General features: G+C 72.7%; 13 protein-coding genes and 2 pseudogenes. 11 read left to right on the forward strand and 4 right to left on the reverse strand.

Annotated features, from left to right (window positions below):
* Positions 1 to 147 precede the first annotated feature (147 nt).
* From Srubr_RS13985 to Srubr_RS14015, 8 genes and pseudogenes are all read left to right on the forward strand, one after another.
* A complete protein-coding gene (locus Srubr_RS13985) occupies positions 148 to 936 on the forward strand; it encodes a calcium-binding protein (RefSeq protein ID WP_189997032.1) in 789 nt (262 codons plus the stop codon).
* 346 nt (positions 937 to 1,282) lie between these two features.
* Positions 1,283 to 1,771 (forward strand): sortase, encoded by a 489-nt coding sequence (locus tag Srubr_RS13990; protein WP_189997033.1) that lies wholly within the window; start codon positions 1,283 to 1,285, stop codon positions 1,769 to 1,771.
* A gap of 38 nt (positions 1,772 to 1,809) precedes the next feature.
* Positions 1,810 to 2,460, forward strand: coding sequence for a class F sortase (locus Srubr_RS13995; protein WP_373313570.1), 651 nt, complete (start codon positions 1,810 to 1,812; stop codon positions 2,458 to 2,460).
* Between the two features lie 221 nt (positions 2,461 to 2,681).
* Positions 2,682 to 3,326, forward strand: a complete 645-nt coding sequence (locus Srubr_RS14000; RefSeq protein ID WP_189997034.1) for an HD domain-containing protein — start codon at positions 2,682 to 2,684, stop codon at positions 3,324 to 3,326.
* A gap of 23 nt (positions 3,327 to 3,349) precedes the next feature.
* Complete coding sequence (locus Srubr_RS14005; protein WP_189997150.1) at positions 3,350 to 4,300, forward strand: GlxA family transcriptional regulator; 951 nt, start codon at positions 3,350 to 3,352, stop codon at positions 4,298 to 4,300.
* Positions 4,301 to 4,389: 89 nt separating this feature from the next.
* Positions 4,390 to 4,512: pseudogene (locus tag Srubr_RS40685) on the forward strand (alpha/beta hydrolase); the annotation flags it as partial.
* Between the two features lie 192 nt (positions 4,513 to 4,704).
* Positions 4,705 to 5,517 (forward strand): phytanoyl-CoA dioxygenase family protein, encoded by an 813-nt coding sequence (locus tag Srubr_RS14010; RefSeq protein ID WP_189997035.1) that lies wholly within the window; start codon positions 4,705 to 4,707, stop codon positions 5,515 to 5,517.
* Positions 5,518 to 5,699: 182 nt separating this feature from the next.
* Entirely contained in the window at positions 5,700 to 6,566 is an 867-nt protein-coding gene (locus tag Srubr_RS14015; protein ID WP_189997036.1) for an AraC family transcriptional regulator, read from the forward strand.
* Between the two features lie 37 nt (positions 6,567 to 6,603).
* On the opposite strand, the pseudogene Srubr_RS14020 reads toward Srubr_RS14015, so the two are convergent.
* A pseudogene (locus Srubr_RS14020) lies at positions 6,604 to 7,142 on the reverse strand (class I SAM-dependent methyltransferase).
* A 224-nt stretch (positions 7,143 to 7,366) separates the two neighbouring features.
* On the opposite strand from Srubr_RS14020, the gene Srubr_RS14025 reads away from it, so the two are divergent.
* On the forward strand, positions 7,367 to 7,819 hold the full coding sequence (locus tag Srubr_RS14025; protein WP_189997037.1) for a phospholipase: 453 nt from the start codon (positions 7,367 to 7,369) through the stop codon (positions 7,817 to 7,819).
* 149 nt (positions 7,820 to 7,968) lie between these two features.
* Here Srubr_RS14025 and Srubr_RS14030 read toward each other — a convergent pair whose 3' ends face one another.
* Together Srubr_RS14030 and Srubr_RS14035 are read right to left on the reverse strand one after the other, a co-directional pair.
* Positions 7,969 to 9,990, reverse strand: a complete 2,022-nt coding sequence (locus Srubr_RS14030) for a tetratricopeptide repeat protein (RefSeq protein WP_189997038.1) — start codon at positions 9,988 to 9,990, stop codon at positions 7,969 to 7,971.
* Between the two features lie 335 nt (positions 9,991 to 10,325).
* Positions 10,326 to 11,015: a hypothetical protein gene (locus tag Srubr_RS14035; RefSeq protein WP_189997039.1), complete on the reverse strand. Its 690-nt coding sequence runs from the start codon at positions 11,013 to 11,015 to the stop codon at positions 10,326 to 10,328.
* Positions 11,016 to 11,515: 500 nt separating this feature from the next.
* On the opposite strand from Srubr_RS14035, the gene Srubr_RS14040 reads away from it, so the two are divergent.
* Positions 11,516 to 12,121: a PRC-barrel domain-containing protein gene (locus tag Srubr_RS14040; protein ID WP_189997040.1), complete on the forward strand. Its 606-nt coding sequence runs from the start codon at positions 11,516 to 11,518 to the stop codon at positions 12,119 to 12,121.
* Positions 12,118 to 12,549 carry a PRC-barrel domain-containing protein gene (locus Srubr_RS14045; RefSeq protein WP_189997041.1) on the forward strand — a complete coding sequence of 144 codons (432 nt, stop codon included), beginning with the start codon at positions 12,118 to 12,120 and terminating at the stop codon, positions 12,547 to 12,549. The genes Srubr_RS14040 and Srubr_RS14045 overlap by 4 nt, the downstream gene beginning before the upstream one ends.
* Positions 12,550 to 12,779: 230 nt before the next feature.
* Here the strand turns inward: Srubr_RS14045 and Srubr_RS14050 are convergent, their stop codons facing one another.
* Entirely contained in the window at positions 12,780 to 13,751 is a 972-nt protein-coding gene (locus Srubr_RS14050; RefSeq protein ID WP_189997042.1) for an alpha/beta hydrolase, read from the reverse strand.
* Positions 13,752 to 13,929 lie beyond the last annotated feature (178 nt).

Genomic DNA, 13,929 nt, shown 5'->3' on the forward strand with positions numbered 1-13,929 from the left:
GGGAGATCCAGCAGCGCGGCAGGACCAGCGGTGCGGCCGGGAGGGTGGTCACGAGGGCGCTGCCGTCACGGCCGCCCGCCCGGCCCCCACCTGCCCTCCCCCACCAGGGGGCCCAACCATCCGCTCGCCACATCGAGATGAGGTCCCGTGAACAACAGACAACACACCACCGCCCGCGCGGTCGCCGCGACGCTGCTCACCACCGGCGTCGCCACCGGCGTCGCCGCCGCCCCGGCAGCCGCCGCCCCCGCCGCCACCCGGACGGAGGCCCGCGTCGGCGCCGACTGGGCGACTCGGTCGATCGTCTTCACCGCCGCCCCCGAACAGGCCAACGACCTCCATGTGTTCCCCATGGAGGTCGGCGCCGGGGTCCGGCAGGTCGGCTTCCGCGACGCGGTCCCGCTCGAACCCGGCGACCACTGCGCGTACCTCGCCCCCGGGGACCGCACCTTCGTCGTCTGCGAACTGCCCACCGGCAGCTCCCGGCCGGACAGGATCGACATCTTCCTCGGCGACCGCGACGACACGATCGTCACCAGCGACCCCGCGGTCGGCACCGTCCGCGGCGGGCCCGGGGACGACACACTGCACGCCCACACCGCGCACACGGTACGGGGTGACGCGGGGGACGACATGGTCATGGGACGCGCGGTCCTGGACGGCGGCGACGGCATGGACCACCTGATGGGCGACGACGGCGACCAGCGGCTGTGGGGTGGCCGGGGCAACGACATGATCGAGGCGTACGGCGGTGCGGACACCGTGTACGCCGGCCCGGGCGACGACCACGCCATGGGCGGGGACGGCGGTGACATCGTCCTCGGCGGCCCCGGCGACGACACACTGTCCGGCGAGGGCGGCGACGACCTGGTCAGCGGCGGTCCCGGGAAGGACACCGTGGACGGCGGCCCGGGCCGTGACGTCGTCCTCCGGTAGGAGCACCCGCCCCCTCGCCCGCGTACGCGTCCACACGGATGACGACGCCGGCGAGCGGGAAGGTCACGTCGCTCCCCTGCGCGGCTTCCTGACGCACACCCGCGCCATGCGGGACACAGGGTCGGCTTCACCGTTATGGGGACGGGGTGGTGGGTGACGCCCGACGCTGGCCCTCGCGGCGGTGACCTGCGCAAGCGATCAGGCAAAACCCCCGTCGCGCCTGAACGGGTGACACATCTCCTGACGCGTCGGGTTGCGGGACTGACGGACTGTCGGTTGCCTCGTGAGCGGAACACAGGAGAGGCACCGCTCGGACAGGCCGGGCACTGTCCGTTGGAGGATTCGCATGCGTTACACACACATGGGTGCAAGTATCGTCCTGGCGCTCGGTGCCCTGGGACTGCAGGTTCCGGCCGCTGCCGCCGCCGATGACTCGGACATCCGTATCGATCCATGGAATGCAGCCCCGGGTTCCACGGTCACGGTCAGTACGAGCGCCTGCGACCCCGACGCGGACTACGGCAAGGGCACCTCGGAGGCGGGAGGGGATTTCCACCTGTTCGAAGGTGATGAGGAGGGCGTGCTCACCGGTGAGTTCCAGGTCCCGGAAGGCACCGAGCCGGGCAGTGACACCATCACCCTGAAGTGCCCACCGCTGACCAAGGTCACGGGGACCTACCAGATCACCGGCCGCTCACCCGAGGGCTCGGTCGACGCAGGTTTCGGACCGGCCGACGACTCGGGCACGGGTCTCGCCCTCGGTGGCGGACTGCTCCTCACGGCCGCCGCCGGTGCGGTCTGGTTGTACCGCCGCCCGCACACCGACCGAACCTGACGACACCGCATCCGCCGTGAAGAGAAGGACCCACCGCGATGCCGGCCGGACACCAGACCCGCCCTTCCCGGGGCCCGCTCCTTCCCGCTGTGGTCCCCCTGGGCTGGGCGATGGCGGCGGGTGCCGTGCTGCTGATCAGCGGGGCACATGACGAGGAGCCACCGCGGCCCACGGCCGGCCGTGCCTTCTCCGCCTCCGCGGACCCCGCTCCGCCGACGGTCCGTCCGCTGCCCCCCGCGGACCCGGTCCGGCTCCGGATCGCCGCCATCGGCGTGAACGCCCCGATGACACGAGTGGGCCTCGACGCGGCAGGGGCGCTACGGACTCCCCCGCCCGGCGAACCCGGCCTCGCCGGCTGGTACGGCGACGGCATCGCTCCCGGCTCGGCGGGCACCGCCGTCGTCACCGGGCATGTGGACACACCCGCCGGCGAACCCGGTGTCTTCTACGACCTCGGCGCCCTGACCGAGGGCGCCACCATCGAGATCAGCAGGGCGGACCAGAGGATGGCGGTGTTCACCGTCCGCGCCGTCGAGCTCTACGACAGGAAGCAGTTCCCCAGCAAGAAGGTCTACGGCGGTTCCGGCCGGCCCGAACTCCGGCTGATCACGTGCGGCGGCGGCTACTCCAAGGGGACCGGCTACCTGGGCAACGTAGTGGTCTACGCGACGCTGACCGCGGTGAGGTAGGCGATCCGGCGTGGCGTCTCCGCCGGCGCACGCTCCCTGCGCATTCCTCCCCGTCGCCGATCGACCGAGTGCCCCGAGCCACGCGCGGCACCGCCCCGGTGCCCAGTGTCCGGATCCGTGGGATGCCTGTCCGTGCGGACATGGTGTCGCCCGGTCGCGCGGACAAGACTGAGGTCACGGCGCGAGCCCGCGCGTACGCCTGGCAGACATGGGGTGGAAAGATGACTGACGAAACGCTGGTCGCCGGAGTCGGTGTGCCGGACACAAAACTTGCCCGGGAGGCGACCGAGCTGGTGCGGGACGAGACGAGCGAGCTGATCTACCACCACTCGCGCCGGGTCTACCTGTTCGGCGCCCTCCAGGGCCGTCGGCGCGGCCTCGGCTTCGACCCGGAACTCCTTTACATCGGCGCCATGTTCCACGACCTCGGCCTCGGCCGGCGCTTCCACGACAGTGGCCGGCGCTTCGAGGTCGACGGGGCGGAGGCGGCCCGCCGGTTCCTGCGGGAACACGACGTGCCCGAGGACGGCGTCCGCCGCGTGTGGACGGCGATCGCCCTGCACACCACGCCCGGCGTCCCGGAGTTCATGGAACCCGAGGTCGCGCTGGTCACCGCCGGTGTGGAGTACGACGTACTGGGCATCGGCTACGGCGACATCGCCCCCGCCGACCGCGCGGCCGTGCTCGCCCTGCATCCCCGTCCCGACTTCAAGCGGCGAATCCTGGATGCCTTCACCCAAGGCATCCGCCCCAAGCCGGAGACGACCTTCGGCACCATCAAAGCCGATGTCCTGGAGCACTATGTGCCGGGGTTCGAGCGGGGCGACTTCGTGCGGGCGGTCCTCGACTCGCCGTGGCCGGAGTGAGTGTCCAGCGGCCACGGCAGGTCGTGGTGATCCTGGCCTTCCCCGGCGTCCAGTTGCTGGACGTCGCCGGACCCGCCGAGGTCTTCACGACGGCGAACGCCTACGGGGCCCGGTACGACGTGCGGGTCGTCTCCGCCGCTCCCGGACCGGTGGCCACCTCCGCCCCCGTCCGGCTGGCCGCCGACACCGGCCGGCAGGACCTGCCGGAACAGCTGGGCACCCTGCTGGTGCCGGGGCGGCGGGAGTGGCGCGAGGCCGTCGGCGACCCGGCCCTGGTGGCCATGACGAAGGACCTGGCCGGCCGTGCCCGCCGCGTGGCCTCGGTGTGCGCCGGCGCGTTCATGCTCGCTGAGGCGGGCCTGCTCGACGGACGGCGGGCCGCCACCCACTGGCGCCTGGCCCCCGAGCTGGCGCTGTGCTACCCGAGTGTCACCGTGGAGAGGGACGCCCTGTTCGTCCGCGACGGTCATGTGATCACCTCGGCCGGAGTGACGGCGGGCATCGACCTCTCCCTCGCCCTGGTCGAGCAGGACCACGGGCCCGGCGTGGCGCGGGAGGTCGCTCGGGAACTCGTGGTCTTCATGGCACGCCCGGGAGGGCAGTCGCAGTTCAGCGCGCGGCTGACCCTGCGGGAGTCCACGCATCCCGTCGTCCGGCAGGTCATGGACCTCATCGGCGCGGATCCCGGCGCGGAGCACGACATGACCGCCCTGGCGCGTGGCGCCGGGGTGAGCGTACGCCACCTCAACCGGCTCTTCCGGACGCACGTCGGGACGACGGTCGGGCGCTATACGGAGGCGATTCGCCTCGAAGCGGCACAGGCTCTGCTGGAGTCGGGCACCGAGCCCGTGGACGCCGTCGCGGCACGCGCCGGTTTCGGCTCCGCCGAGGCGATGCGGCGGACCTTCCAGAACGCACTGGGCATCTCACCGACCGTCTACCGGGCCCGCTTCCGCACGACGGCCCCCGGATGAGCCCCGCGCACCCGGGCAAGACCGACAGCACCGTCCGAACGGAGCACGGGCCGAACCCGGGTATGCCATGGCCAACGCCTTCGACGTGATCCGGCACTCCCGTACGGCTCTCCGCATACCCCGGTGCCGGGCACGCGTTCCTCACCTTGCCCGGCGTGGAACCACAGGCCGGGTCCGCCCGGGCCGAGATTCTCCAGTTCCTCCGCACGGCCCCGGTGGGGACGAGCCCGCCCCTCGGTGGCGTCGACTCCGGATCACGCAGGCGGAGTAGCCGCCGGTGTGCTGGTCCGCCCGTGGCCGCGGAGGTGCTCCGCGGCTTCCCGGTGTGCGTGACGGCCGTACCCGACAAAGGCGGTGCGGAGAATGTCGGGTGGCCGGGGCCCGTGCCGCCGCACGATGGGGGCATGGATGACACGACCTTGGTATCCCGCTTCCTCCGCGACGGCTTCGTCAAGCTGGAGGGTGCGGTCGCGCCGCGCGTGGCCGCGGACTGCGCGCGGCTGCTGTGGCGGGAGACGGGCTGCGACCCGGACGACCCGGCGACGTGGACGCGGCCCGTGCACTGGGTGGCCGGCATGGCACAGGGCCCGTTCGCCGCCGCACCCAACTCCCCCGCCCTGCACCGCGCGTACGACCTGCTCGTCGGCGCGGGGCGCTGGGAGCCGCGCTACTCACTGGGTACGTTCCCGCTGCGCTTCCCGCACGAGGAGGAGCCCGACGACGCGGGCTGGCACATCGAGGGGAGCTATCTGCCGGAGGGTGAGAAGTGGTACTTCACCGATCTGCGTTCCCGGGGCCGGGCGCTGCTGATGCTGTTTCTGTTCAGCGAGGTCGGCGCGGAGGACGCCCCGACCCGGATCCGGGTCGGCTCACACCTCGACGTGCCGAAGGTGCTGGAGAAGTACGGGGAAGAGGGGGCGAGCGGGCTGGCTCTCGCCCCCGAACTGGTGGCGGTGTCCGAACACCGGCCGCTGGCCCTTGCCACCGGGTCCCCGGGTGACGTCTTCCTGTGCCACCCGTTCCTGGTGCACGCGGCGCAACCGCACCATGGGGTGCGGCCGCGCTTCATGGCCCAGCCGCCGCTGATGCCGGCCGCGCCGTACGAACTGGAGCGGGCCGACGGCGCGTACTCGCCCGTGGAGATCGCGATCCGCCGGGGCCTGGGGCATGCCACCCCGGGCCCGGACGGGGACGGCACCGGCCGCGGCGCCGAGTAGCCGGCCTCCATGACAACATGCTGGACAAGATCACGTGAAGGACCGGGCGAACCCGGTTCCGAAGGGCCGGGACGAGCCACCCAGCAGGTCACGTCAGCTCCCGGACCACCAGCGGCCGAAGGGGAGGAGCTCCGCCCGCGTCGGGTGCCCGCGTGGTGGACGTCGGAGGAAGGAGAGCGGGCATGCTGGAGCGGCTGAATCAGGCTCTGGAGCACATCGAACGGCATCTCGACCGCGAGATCGCGGTGGAGGAGGTGGCACGCGTCGCCGGCACCTCGGAGTACCACCTGCGCCGGCTCTTCTCCGCGCTCGCGGGCATACCGCTGTCGGAGTACATCCGGCGCCGTCGGCTCACTCTCGCGGCGGCCGAAGTCCTCGCGGCTCGTGAGACGTTGCTGACGATCGCGGTGCGCTACGGCTACGGCTCCGGGGAGGCGTTCGCGCGGGCGTTCCGCGCCATGCACGGCATCGGGCCGGGCGAGGCTCGCCGTACCGGCGCCGCGCTCAGTTCCCAGTCCAGGATGGCCTTCCGCCTCACCATCGAGGGGAGAAGCAGTATGCGTTACCGCGTCGTGGACAAGGCGGACTTCAGTATCGTCGGGCTCAAGGCCCGGGTACCGCTGGTGCATGCCGGGCCGAACCGGGCGATCGAGGATTTCGTCCGGGGAATCGCCCCGCAGACCCTGACGCTCCTGGAGGGGCTGTCGGACGGGGAGCCGCACGGCATCCTCGCGGTCTGTGACGACCTGGACCCCAGCCGGGCCGAGAACACCGAACTCGACTACTACCACGGCGTGATCACCTCCGCCGCCGCGCCCGCGGGTACGACCACGCTGAACGTGCCGGCCGGCACCTGGGCCGTCTTCGCGGCCTCCGGTCCGGTGCCACGAGCCATCCAGGAGCTGTGGCGGGACGTGTTCACCGAGTGGTTCCCGTCGAACCCGTACCGTGGCCGCCCCGGCCCGGAGATCCTGCGCGTCCGCCTGTCGCCGGGGAAGACCGAGGCCGACGCCGAACTGTGGCTCCCCGTGGAACCCGAGCACGGCTGACCGAGGCGAGTACTTCTCGGCGGACCGCGTCCGGTCGTCAGCCGGGGCGCTTGGCCATGACGACCACACCCGGCCCGCTGTACTCCTCGGCGGGGAGCCGGAGTTCGGCGACCGGGCGCAGGCCGGCCCGCTCGATCAGGTCGACGAGTCGCTCCGGTTGCCACTTGTACGTCGTCCAACGAACGGGTACGCCCCCGTAGGCCTCGGTACGCACCGCGTCCTCGTCGCCGACGTGCGTCGCGGTGATGAAGTGCCCGCCCGGCTTCAACGCGCGTGCGAACAGGGCGAGTACCCGGGGAAGCACATCACGGGGGAGGTTGAACAGCGACCACCACCCGAGCACGCCGCCGAGGGAGGCTTCACCGAGGGCGAGGTCGGTGGCGGAGGCGACGCTGAAGCGGCACTGCGGATGGAGGCGGCGGCGAAGGCGTCGATCGACGCCTTGAGCCACGGATGGCGACGGATGTCGCCGACTCCCGTGGTCACCACCATGTGGGCGTAGTTGTCGGCCACCCGGTCGTAGGACTCGCGTACCACGTCAAGGTCGGCCGGGTGGTCGGCAGGGTGTGTGCTCATCGGGCAACTATAAGGATGGGCAACTGACTTGGTGTCGGGGAAGCAGCGGTCGCCAAGATGTCGGTCACAGTTCCGGTGCCTCCGGCGGATGTGGCCGATCACGTGAATTCAGCCGAGATTCAACGATTCAAGGCAACTCTGTTGACCGTACGTAGTGTTGAACCGTCACATACTTGTCATGCACCTGCGGCTCACGGTGAGTCGCGGTCTCATGGAGGTGTGGGATGCACCGAAGACTGTCCGTCGGCCTGGCCGCCTCGGCTCTCGCCGTGATCACCACCGTCGGCGGCGCCACCGCCGCCGACGCCGCTCCTGCCGACAAGTCCCAGGTCCTCGCGAGCTGGACCCAGACCAGCGCGTCGAGTCACAACCTCTGGGCGGCCGCCCGGGCCAATCAGGCCACCTGGTCCGCGTACGGGTTCGACTGGTCGACCGACTACTGTTCTTCCTCGCCGGACAACCCGTTCGGCTTCCCCTTCGCCACGTCCTGCGCCCGCCATGACTTCGGCTACCGCAACTACAAGGCCGCCGGCACCTTCAGCGCCAACAAGTCGCGGCTCGACAGCGCCCTCTACGAGGACCTCAAGCGCGTCTGCGCCAACTACTCCGGTGCCACGAAGACCGCGTGCGACGGCACGGCATGGACCTACTACCAGGCGGTCAAGGCACTCGGCTGAGCCCGGGCGGCGGCTGTGTACCAGGTGGGCGAAGCGGCGCCCGACGGCCGCCGCACGCACGGGGGTCGTCTCCCGGCACCGGGGAGGTCGAGCACACCTTCGGCCTTGCCCGTACAGCGCCGCCGCCTCACCCGGGACACAGCGCCCTGTCAGCCCGCCGCCCGCAACCGTGCCGCCGCACTCGCGGCCCGCTGTCGCGCTCGTGGCGAGCCGGACGATCCGGCCAGTGCGACGAGGCGCCGGACGGCCTCCTCCCAGGCCGTCCGGTAGGCGCTGTCGTGTGCGGTGAGACGCCGGTAGGCTTCGGCCGCCACGGCGCACGCCTCCGCGGCGGCTCCCGGGTCGGGCTCGTACGCGCCCCCGGTACCGGCCAGTTGTTCCGCGACCTGGCGCATCCCCACGGCCAGAGCCTCCACCCGGCCGACCGGCACGCCCTCGATCTCCAGCGCGAAGTACGCCCAGCGCAGGCACTCCGCGAGGTCGCCGCGTTCGTTGAGGTACAGCTCGCACAGCGCGAACACGGACTCCACGTGGCCGGCCCCGGCGGCGAGGGTCCACCATGCGAGCGCGGCGTCGTGGTCGTCCCGCTCCCGGTGCAGCAGCCCGAGGTGGTGGGCGGCGTACACCTCACCCGACTCCGCCGCCCCGCCGACCCGGTAGGCGGCCCCCGCCTCCGGCCCCGAAGGCGTCCTCGAGACGGCCTGACCGGGTGTGCCGAGGTGCTCGGCGGCGCGTTCCCACAGCCGTTCCCCTTCTGCGGCCCGCCCGTCGCGCACGAGCAGCAGCCCCAGGTAGAAGGCGCCCTCCGCGCTGCCCGCATCGGCCGCCGTGCGCCACCAGCGCTCCGCTCCGGCGCGGTCGCCGGCTTCATGGCAGCGGAAGCCGACATGCACGGCCGCCTGGACGTCGCCCGCCTCGGCGGCCCGCGTGAAGAGTTCGCCGGCCTCCCGGTGCCGGCCCTGCCGCTGGTAGAGGACCGCGAGGTTCTGATCCGCGTTCGGCACGTCCCGCTTGCCGGCGAGCCGCCACAGCTCCTCGGCCTGCGCCTCGTCCCCCCGCTTCTCCCGTACGACGCCGAGGCCCACGGCCGCCGCCCAGTCGCCCACGTCCATCCCCCGGCGGTACCAGCGTTCGGCAGCATCGAGATCGCCGCGCAGCATGGCCAGCACACCGAGGTTGTTGTACGCGGCCGGGACACGGCGGGCGGCGGCCCGCTCGTACCAGCGCGCCGCGCCGTCCAGGTCGTCCTGCTCCTGTACGAGCCCGGCCAGCAGGTAGGCGGCCTGTCCGCTGCCCGCCTCCGCCGCCGACCGGTAGGCGTCGGCGGCACCGGAGAGGTCACCGGCGCGGGTCAGGGCGGCGGCGCGCCGGATGGCCTCGGCGGCACCGGGCGGCTCGGGATCGGGGTCGGGACGGGACGGCGTCCCCAGCACTCCCCGGCCGTCCAGCGAGGTGTGAGCCACCATCTGGAACGTGCCGTCCGTCTCCGCGGCGGCTCGCCGTCCCGCCGGGACCCCGGGGTCGTAGTGGTCGGGGTACAGCGCGTGCACGGGCGCGGGCGTCGGTGCGGCGTCGGGGCCGAAGCGCGTCAGGCCCGTGGTGGCGGTGACCGTGAGGTCCCACCAGGGCCGCCAGACACGTCCCGCGCACGCGATCTCCGCCGTCAGCCGCCACCGCACCCACCGCCCGTCGTCCGTCACGGGCGCACAGGCGAGGGTGGCGCTCGTACCCGGCGCGGCGGTCAGCGGCAGGGCCGAGTCCGCTCCGGCTTCCGCCAGTACGGGCGCGGGCGAGGCGTCCAGAAGGACCGCGACATCGGGAGTGCGCAGGCGCCGGTAGGCGCGGACCGCGCGCTGGGCGGACTCCAGCAGGTCGGCGCTCATCACCAGGTCGGGCATCCGGGGCCGGGCCAGCGAGACACCGTCCGCGCGCAGCGGCAGGCGGTCCGTCACCTCGGCCCGCAGCGACCGCAACACGGCCTCGTCGGGGCCCGTCGCGGTCAGGGTGAGAAGGAGATTGTGTCCGGTCAGCGGGATATGCACCGTTTCGGGGTTGCCCAGCAGCCCGGGTGAGGCGAGGTGCGCGACATGGCTGTGGACGGCGGCCCGTACGGTGAACGGCGGATCGTCCGCCAGCCCCTGTACGGGGACGGGGCGGAGGGGCCGCGTCATTTCGTAGACCGACCGCCCCGGCGCGACGGGCGTGCCGTCCGCCCGGTTCTCGGCCACGCTCCCCGTCCGCGATGTGCGGGCGGAGGAGGTCCGTCGGTCGCCGGTGGTGGTTCCGGGGAACCGCGGTGTGCGGCCCGCCGGGTCCGTTGCCGAGCCGCGCCGGCTCCGGCCGTGCCGTGCGAGGGCCGTCAGCCCGGAGAGAGCCGACACGGCGGCCACCGCGGCGTAGGGCACCCATGCGCGCACGTCCGTGGCGGCGAGGACAGCGCCTCCGGTCGCCGCGGGAAGTACCGCTCGCAGGGCGGCCGCGCCGGCACGGCGCCGGTACGGGGCCATCAGGCGCCGCTCGGCAGGCGGGCGGCGGTGCGGAACGCGTGGCCCCGGAGGTCGATACGGGTGCTGCCCTGGCGGCCCGCGGAGGTCCAGTCGAGCCACAGCACCCACCACACGAGGCCGCGCTCGGTGCTGACGAGGAGGTCGAGGACCTCCGACTCGTCGGTGGCGATCCGGTAGGGGAAGTCGCTCTCCGCGAGGGCGCGGACCCGCGGCGGATCGGAGTCGAGGAGGACCTCGAACCGTCGTACCGGCAGCTCTGCGGCGTGCCGGGCGAGATCGCCGGATGCCTCCTCGTGGGACAGCACCTCCGCCCGCAGTCCCGTCAGCACCACGGCCGAGGGCGCCGTCGAGGTCACGACGATCCGGACGGTGTGCCCTGCGGCCGGAACGTCGACGACGCCGTCGCCGAGGTCGACCGTGACGTAGTCGTGGTTCCTGACCTCCACGGCCACCGCCAGTGGGTCACCGTCCGTCAGTTCCCGCGCGGCCCGCCGCCGGGCCAGGGCCTCCTGGAGTTGCTGGGGTGCCTGCTGGCCCAGGTAGGCGGCCGCGGCGGCAGCCACGACGCCGGCGGCCCAGGCCAGCGCCTGCCCGGGGTCCCACAGCAGCGCGGCGCCCGCGACCGCGGCCACCGCCCCGCCGGACCCGCCCCACACCAGTACGCGGCGCCGCCTGTCGGCTCTCGGCATGTGCCCCCCGTTCCAGCCGTATTCGCCGCGCACCCGGCTCGACGCGCTCCGCGCCGGATGCGTGGCGTGCGGCACAGGATAGCCAACAGGCTTGCTGGGCGGACTGGTTGGAGCTCGGAGCCGGTCGGCGATCGACCAGGGCGCGGCGGAGCAGTGGCCGACGTGGAGGGCGGCCGAACGGTCACCGACGTCTTTCGGACTTCCGGTCCGGAGTACTCCCCCGGCGCACCCGGGTCCGCGGGTTCCGGCCACCCGTCGCACGGAAGGCTTGCGGGACCGTACGGCGGGCAACCGGATAGCCCAGGGACCGCCGGACAGGACGACGGCTGGGCGAAGACGGAACCGAGGAGGCCGGTGATGGTGTGGTGGGGCTGGGTGATCTTGTTGATCGCGGTGGCGGGGTTGCTCGTCGCGGCGGCCGTGGCGGTCCAGGCCAGGCGTCGTAGCGGAACGGTGATCGCGGTGCGATCGGACCACCGGGCCGGCCGGGAGGGTTCGCGGTGATCCCCCTCGTGCTCGCCTCCGAACTGACCAAGCGGGTGGTGGTGACGCTGGGCGGCGAGGCCGTCGCCCAGATCAGGGACACCGTCTTCGACGCCCGCGCGGGCCGCGTCACCGGCTTCACGCTGAGCGGGCGCGGTCTGCTGGCCGGTCCCCTCAAGGAGAGCCTGCCCTTCTCGGGAGTGCACGCCATCGGCCCGTCCGCCGTGATGATCCCCGGTGAAACCGTGCTGGAGCGACGGGAGATGGCCGTGGGAGCCGATGGAGCCGGACACGGCGAGATCATCGGCGCGCCCGTGCTCACCGACCAGGGCACGGAGATCGGCACGGTCCTGGACGTCGTGATCGAGACCGGCGCCAGCGGACGTGTGGTCGGCTTCGAGATCGCCGCCGACGAGAACATGGACCGCCACCGGCGCAAGGCGTTCATCCCGCGCGGAGAGACCCTGGCCGTCTCGGGGCGAGCCCTGGTGGTCCCCGCGCACGCCCGTCACTTCGTCGCCGACGACCTGCCCAGCTTCAGCGCCCAGGTCGAGGCGTTCCGCGCGCACACCGCGCAGCAGTACCCGGACAGCCCCGCGACCGGAGCAGGAGGACCGGCATGATGATGTTCACGCAGGTCCAGGGCCTGCCGGTGATCACCGCCGACGAGGCGGAACCGCTCGGGCGAGTGGAGAGCCTGACCATCGACGCGCACACGAGCGGCATCGCCTGCCTGCGCCTCTCCGGAGCCCCGAGGCACGTCACGGCCATCGCCTGGCACGCGGTCGAGGCGGTGGGCCGGGACGCCGTCATCGTGCGCTCCCGTGCCGCCGTCGATCCCGGGCAGGGCAGCCTCCCCGCCCACCAAGAGGTCCTTGGCCGCCGGGTCCTGACGGAACACGGGGTCGCGCACGGCACGGTCAAGGACATCACCTTCGACAACACGACCGGACGCGTCCAGACGCTGTACACCGCCCTCGGCGACATCTCCGGCGACCGTCTGCTCGGCGTCGGCTCCTACGCGGTCGTCGTACGCGCCGAAACCTCCTGACGCCCGGGTCACGGCATGGCCTTTCCCGGCGGGTGAAGGGGCAGGCCGGCGGTCGCGAGGGGCCCTGGCTGTCAGGGTCCCGTAAGCGCTGAGGAGCAGGATGCGCGCCCCGCCCCTCCGGTTCTGCCCCGGAGGGGCGCGGTCCTGTGCCGGGACGGAGGGCGTTCGGGACCTGCTCGCCGGCGCCCTTGCCGACTTCCGCGAGGACAGCGGCCGTCGACGACCTGGCCCTAGCCGCCGTGCAGGGCCGTGCGCAGAGCGTCGACCGCCAGCTTGCGGGCGACGTTGGCGGCGCAGGTGTCGCGCAGGCTGTCCAGGAGGAGGAAGTCGTGGACCATCCCCGCGACGCGGACGGAGGTCACGTCCACGCCCGCCTCGCGCAGCTTGTTGGCGTACTGCTCGCCCTCGTCGCGCAGGACGTCGGCCTCGTCGGTGATGACCAGGGTGGTGGGCAGGCCCTTGAGCTGCTCCAGGGAGGCCTGGAGCGGGGAGGCGTACACCTCCGTACGCCGGCTCGGCTCGCAGTACTGGTCCCAGAACCACTTCATGCCGTCGCGGGTGAGGTAGTAGCCCTCGGCGAACTGGAGGTAGGACGGGGTGTCGAAGCCGGCGTTCGTCACCGGGTAGAGCAGGACCTGCGCCTTGAGGTCGATCCCGCCGCGCTCCTTGTTCATCAGCGCGAACACCGTCGACATGCAGCCGCCCACCGACTCGCCGGTGACGGCGATACGTGAGGTGTCCAGGCCGTGCTCCGCGCCGTGTTCCAGGACCCATTGCCCCACGGCGTAGTTCTGTTCGACCTGGGTGGGGTACTTCGCCTCGGGCGCGCGGTCGTAGACGGGGAAGACGCCCGCCGCCCCGGCGCCGACCGCGAGCTCGCGGAAGAGCCGGTCGTGCGTCTTGTCGTCGCCGAAGACCCAGCCGGCGCCGTGGATGTAGAACACCACCGGCAGCGGTCCCGACGACCCCCTGGGCCGGATGACGCGGGTGCGGACCGTGCCCCACTCGCCGGCCTCCACGTCGACCCACTCCTCGTCGACCTCCGGGCGCGGCACGCCGAGGTCGCTCTGCAGGCCGAGCAGGATGTCACGGCCCTTCTCCGGGGGAACCTCGTAGATCCGCGGATGCGGGTCCGTCGCCTCGCACAACTCCTTCGCGGCCGGTTCGAGGCAGGGAATGATCGGCGGAGGAAGATCGGTCATGTCCGCTCCATGTCACGAGCACGCGGGTGCCCTGTTCACGCGAGCCTCACCGGTCGCGGCTGTCGCGCGTGCCTGCCCGAGGGCGGTCGCGCCTGGCTCCATCGTTCGCGGCGGATCTCCCTGCCGCAACCCGGCCACGAAGCCCGCGAAGGCTCCGCCGCACGGGCGCGGCCCGGCG

The organism is Streptomyces rubradiris (assembly GCF_016860525.1).
Lineage (GTDB): Bacteria > Actinomycetota > Actinomycetes > Streptomycetales > Streptomycetaceae > Streptomyces > Streptomyces rubradiris.

Excerpts from the sequence above, each read along its gene's own strand:
- Srubr_RS13990 (WP_189997033.1), top strand. The coding sequence starts at position 1,283 with ATGCGTTACACACACATGGGTGCAAGTATCGTCCTGGCGCTCGGTGCC.
- Srubr_RS14025 (WP_189997037.1), top strand. The coding sequence starts at position 7,367 with ATGCACCGAAGACTGTCCGTCGGCCTGGCCGCCTCGGCTCTCGCCGTG.
- Srubr_RS14015 (WP_189997036.1), top strand. The coding sequence starts at position 5,700 with ATGCTGGAGCGGCTGAATCAGGCTCTGGAGCACATCGAACGGCATCTC.
- Srubr_RS14000 (WP_189997034.1), top strand. The coding sequence starts at position 2,682 with ATGACTGACGAAACGCTGGTCGCCGGAGTCGGTGTGCCGGACACAAAA.
- Srubr_RS14045 (WP_189997041.1), top strand. The coding sequence starts at position 12,118 with ATGATGATGTTCACGCAGGTCCAGGGCCTGCCGGTGATCACCGCCGAC.
- Srubr_RS14035 (WP_189997039.1), bottom strand. The coding sequence starts at position 11,015 with ATGCCGAGAGCCGACAGGCGGCGCCGCGTACTGGTGTGGGGCGGGTCC.
- Srubr_RS14050 (WP_189997042.1), bottom strand. The coding sequence starts at position 13,751 with ATGACCGATCTTCCTCCGCCGATCATTCCCTGCCTCGAACCGGCCGCG.
- Srubr_RS14030 (WP_189997038.1), bottom strand. The coding sequence starts at position 9,990 with ATGACGCGGCCCCTCCGCCCCGTCCCCGTACAGGGGCTGGCGGACGAT.
- Srubr_RS14010 (WP_189997035.1), top strand. The coding sequence starts at position 4,705 with ATGGATGACACGACCTTGGTATCCCGCTTCCTCCGCGACGGCTTCGTC.
- Srubr_RS13995 (WP_373313570.1), top strand. The coding sequence starts at position 1,810 with ATGCCGGCCGGACACCAGACCCGCCCTTCCCGGGGCCCGCTCCTTCCC.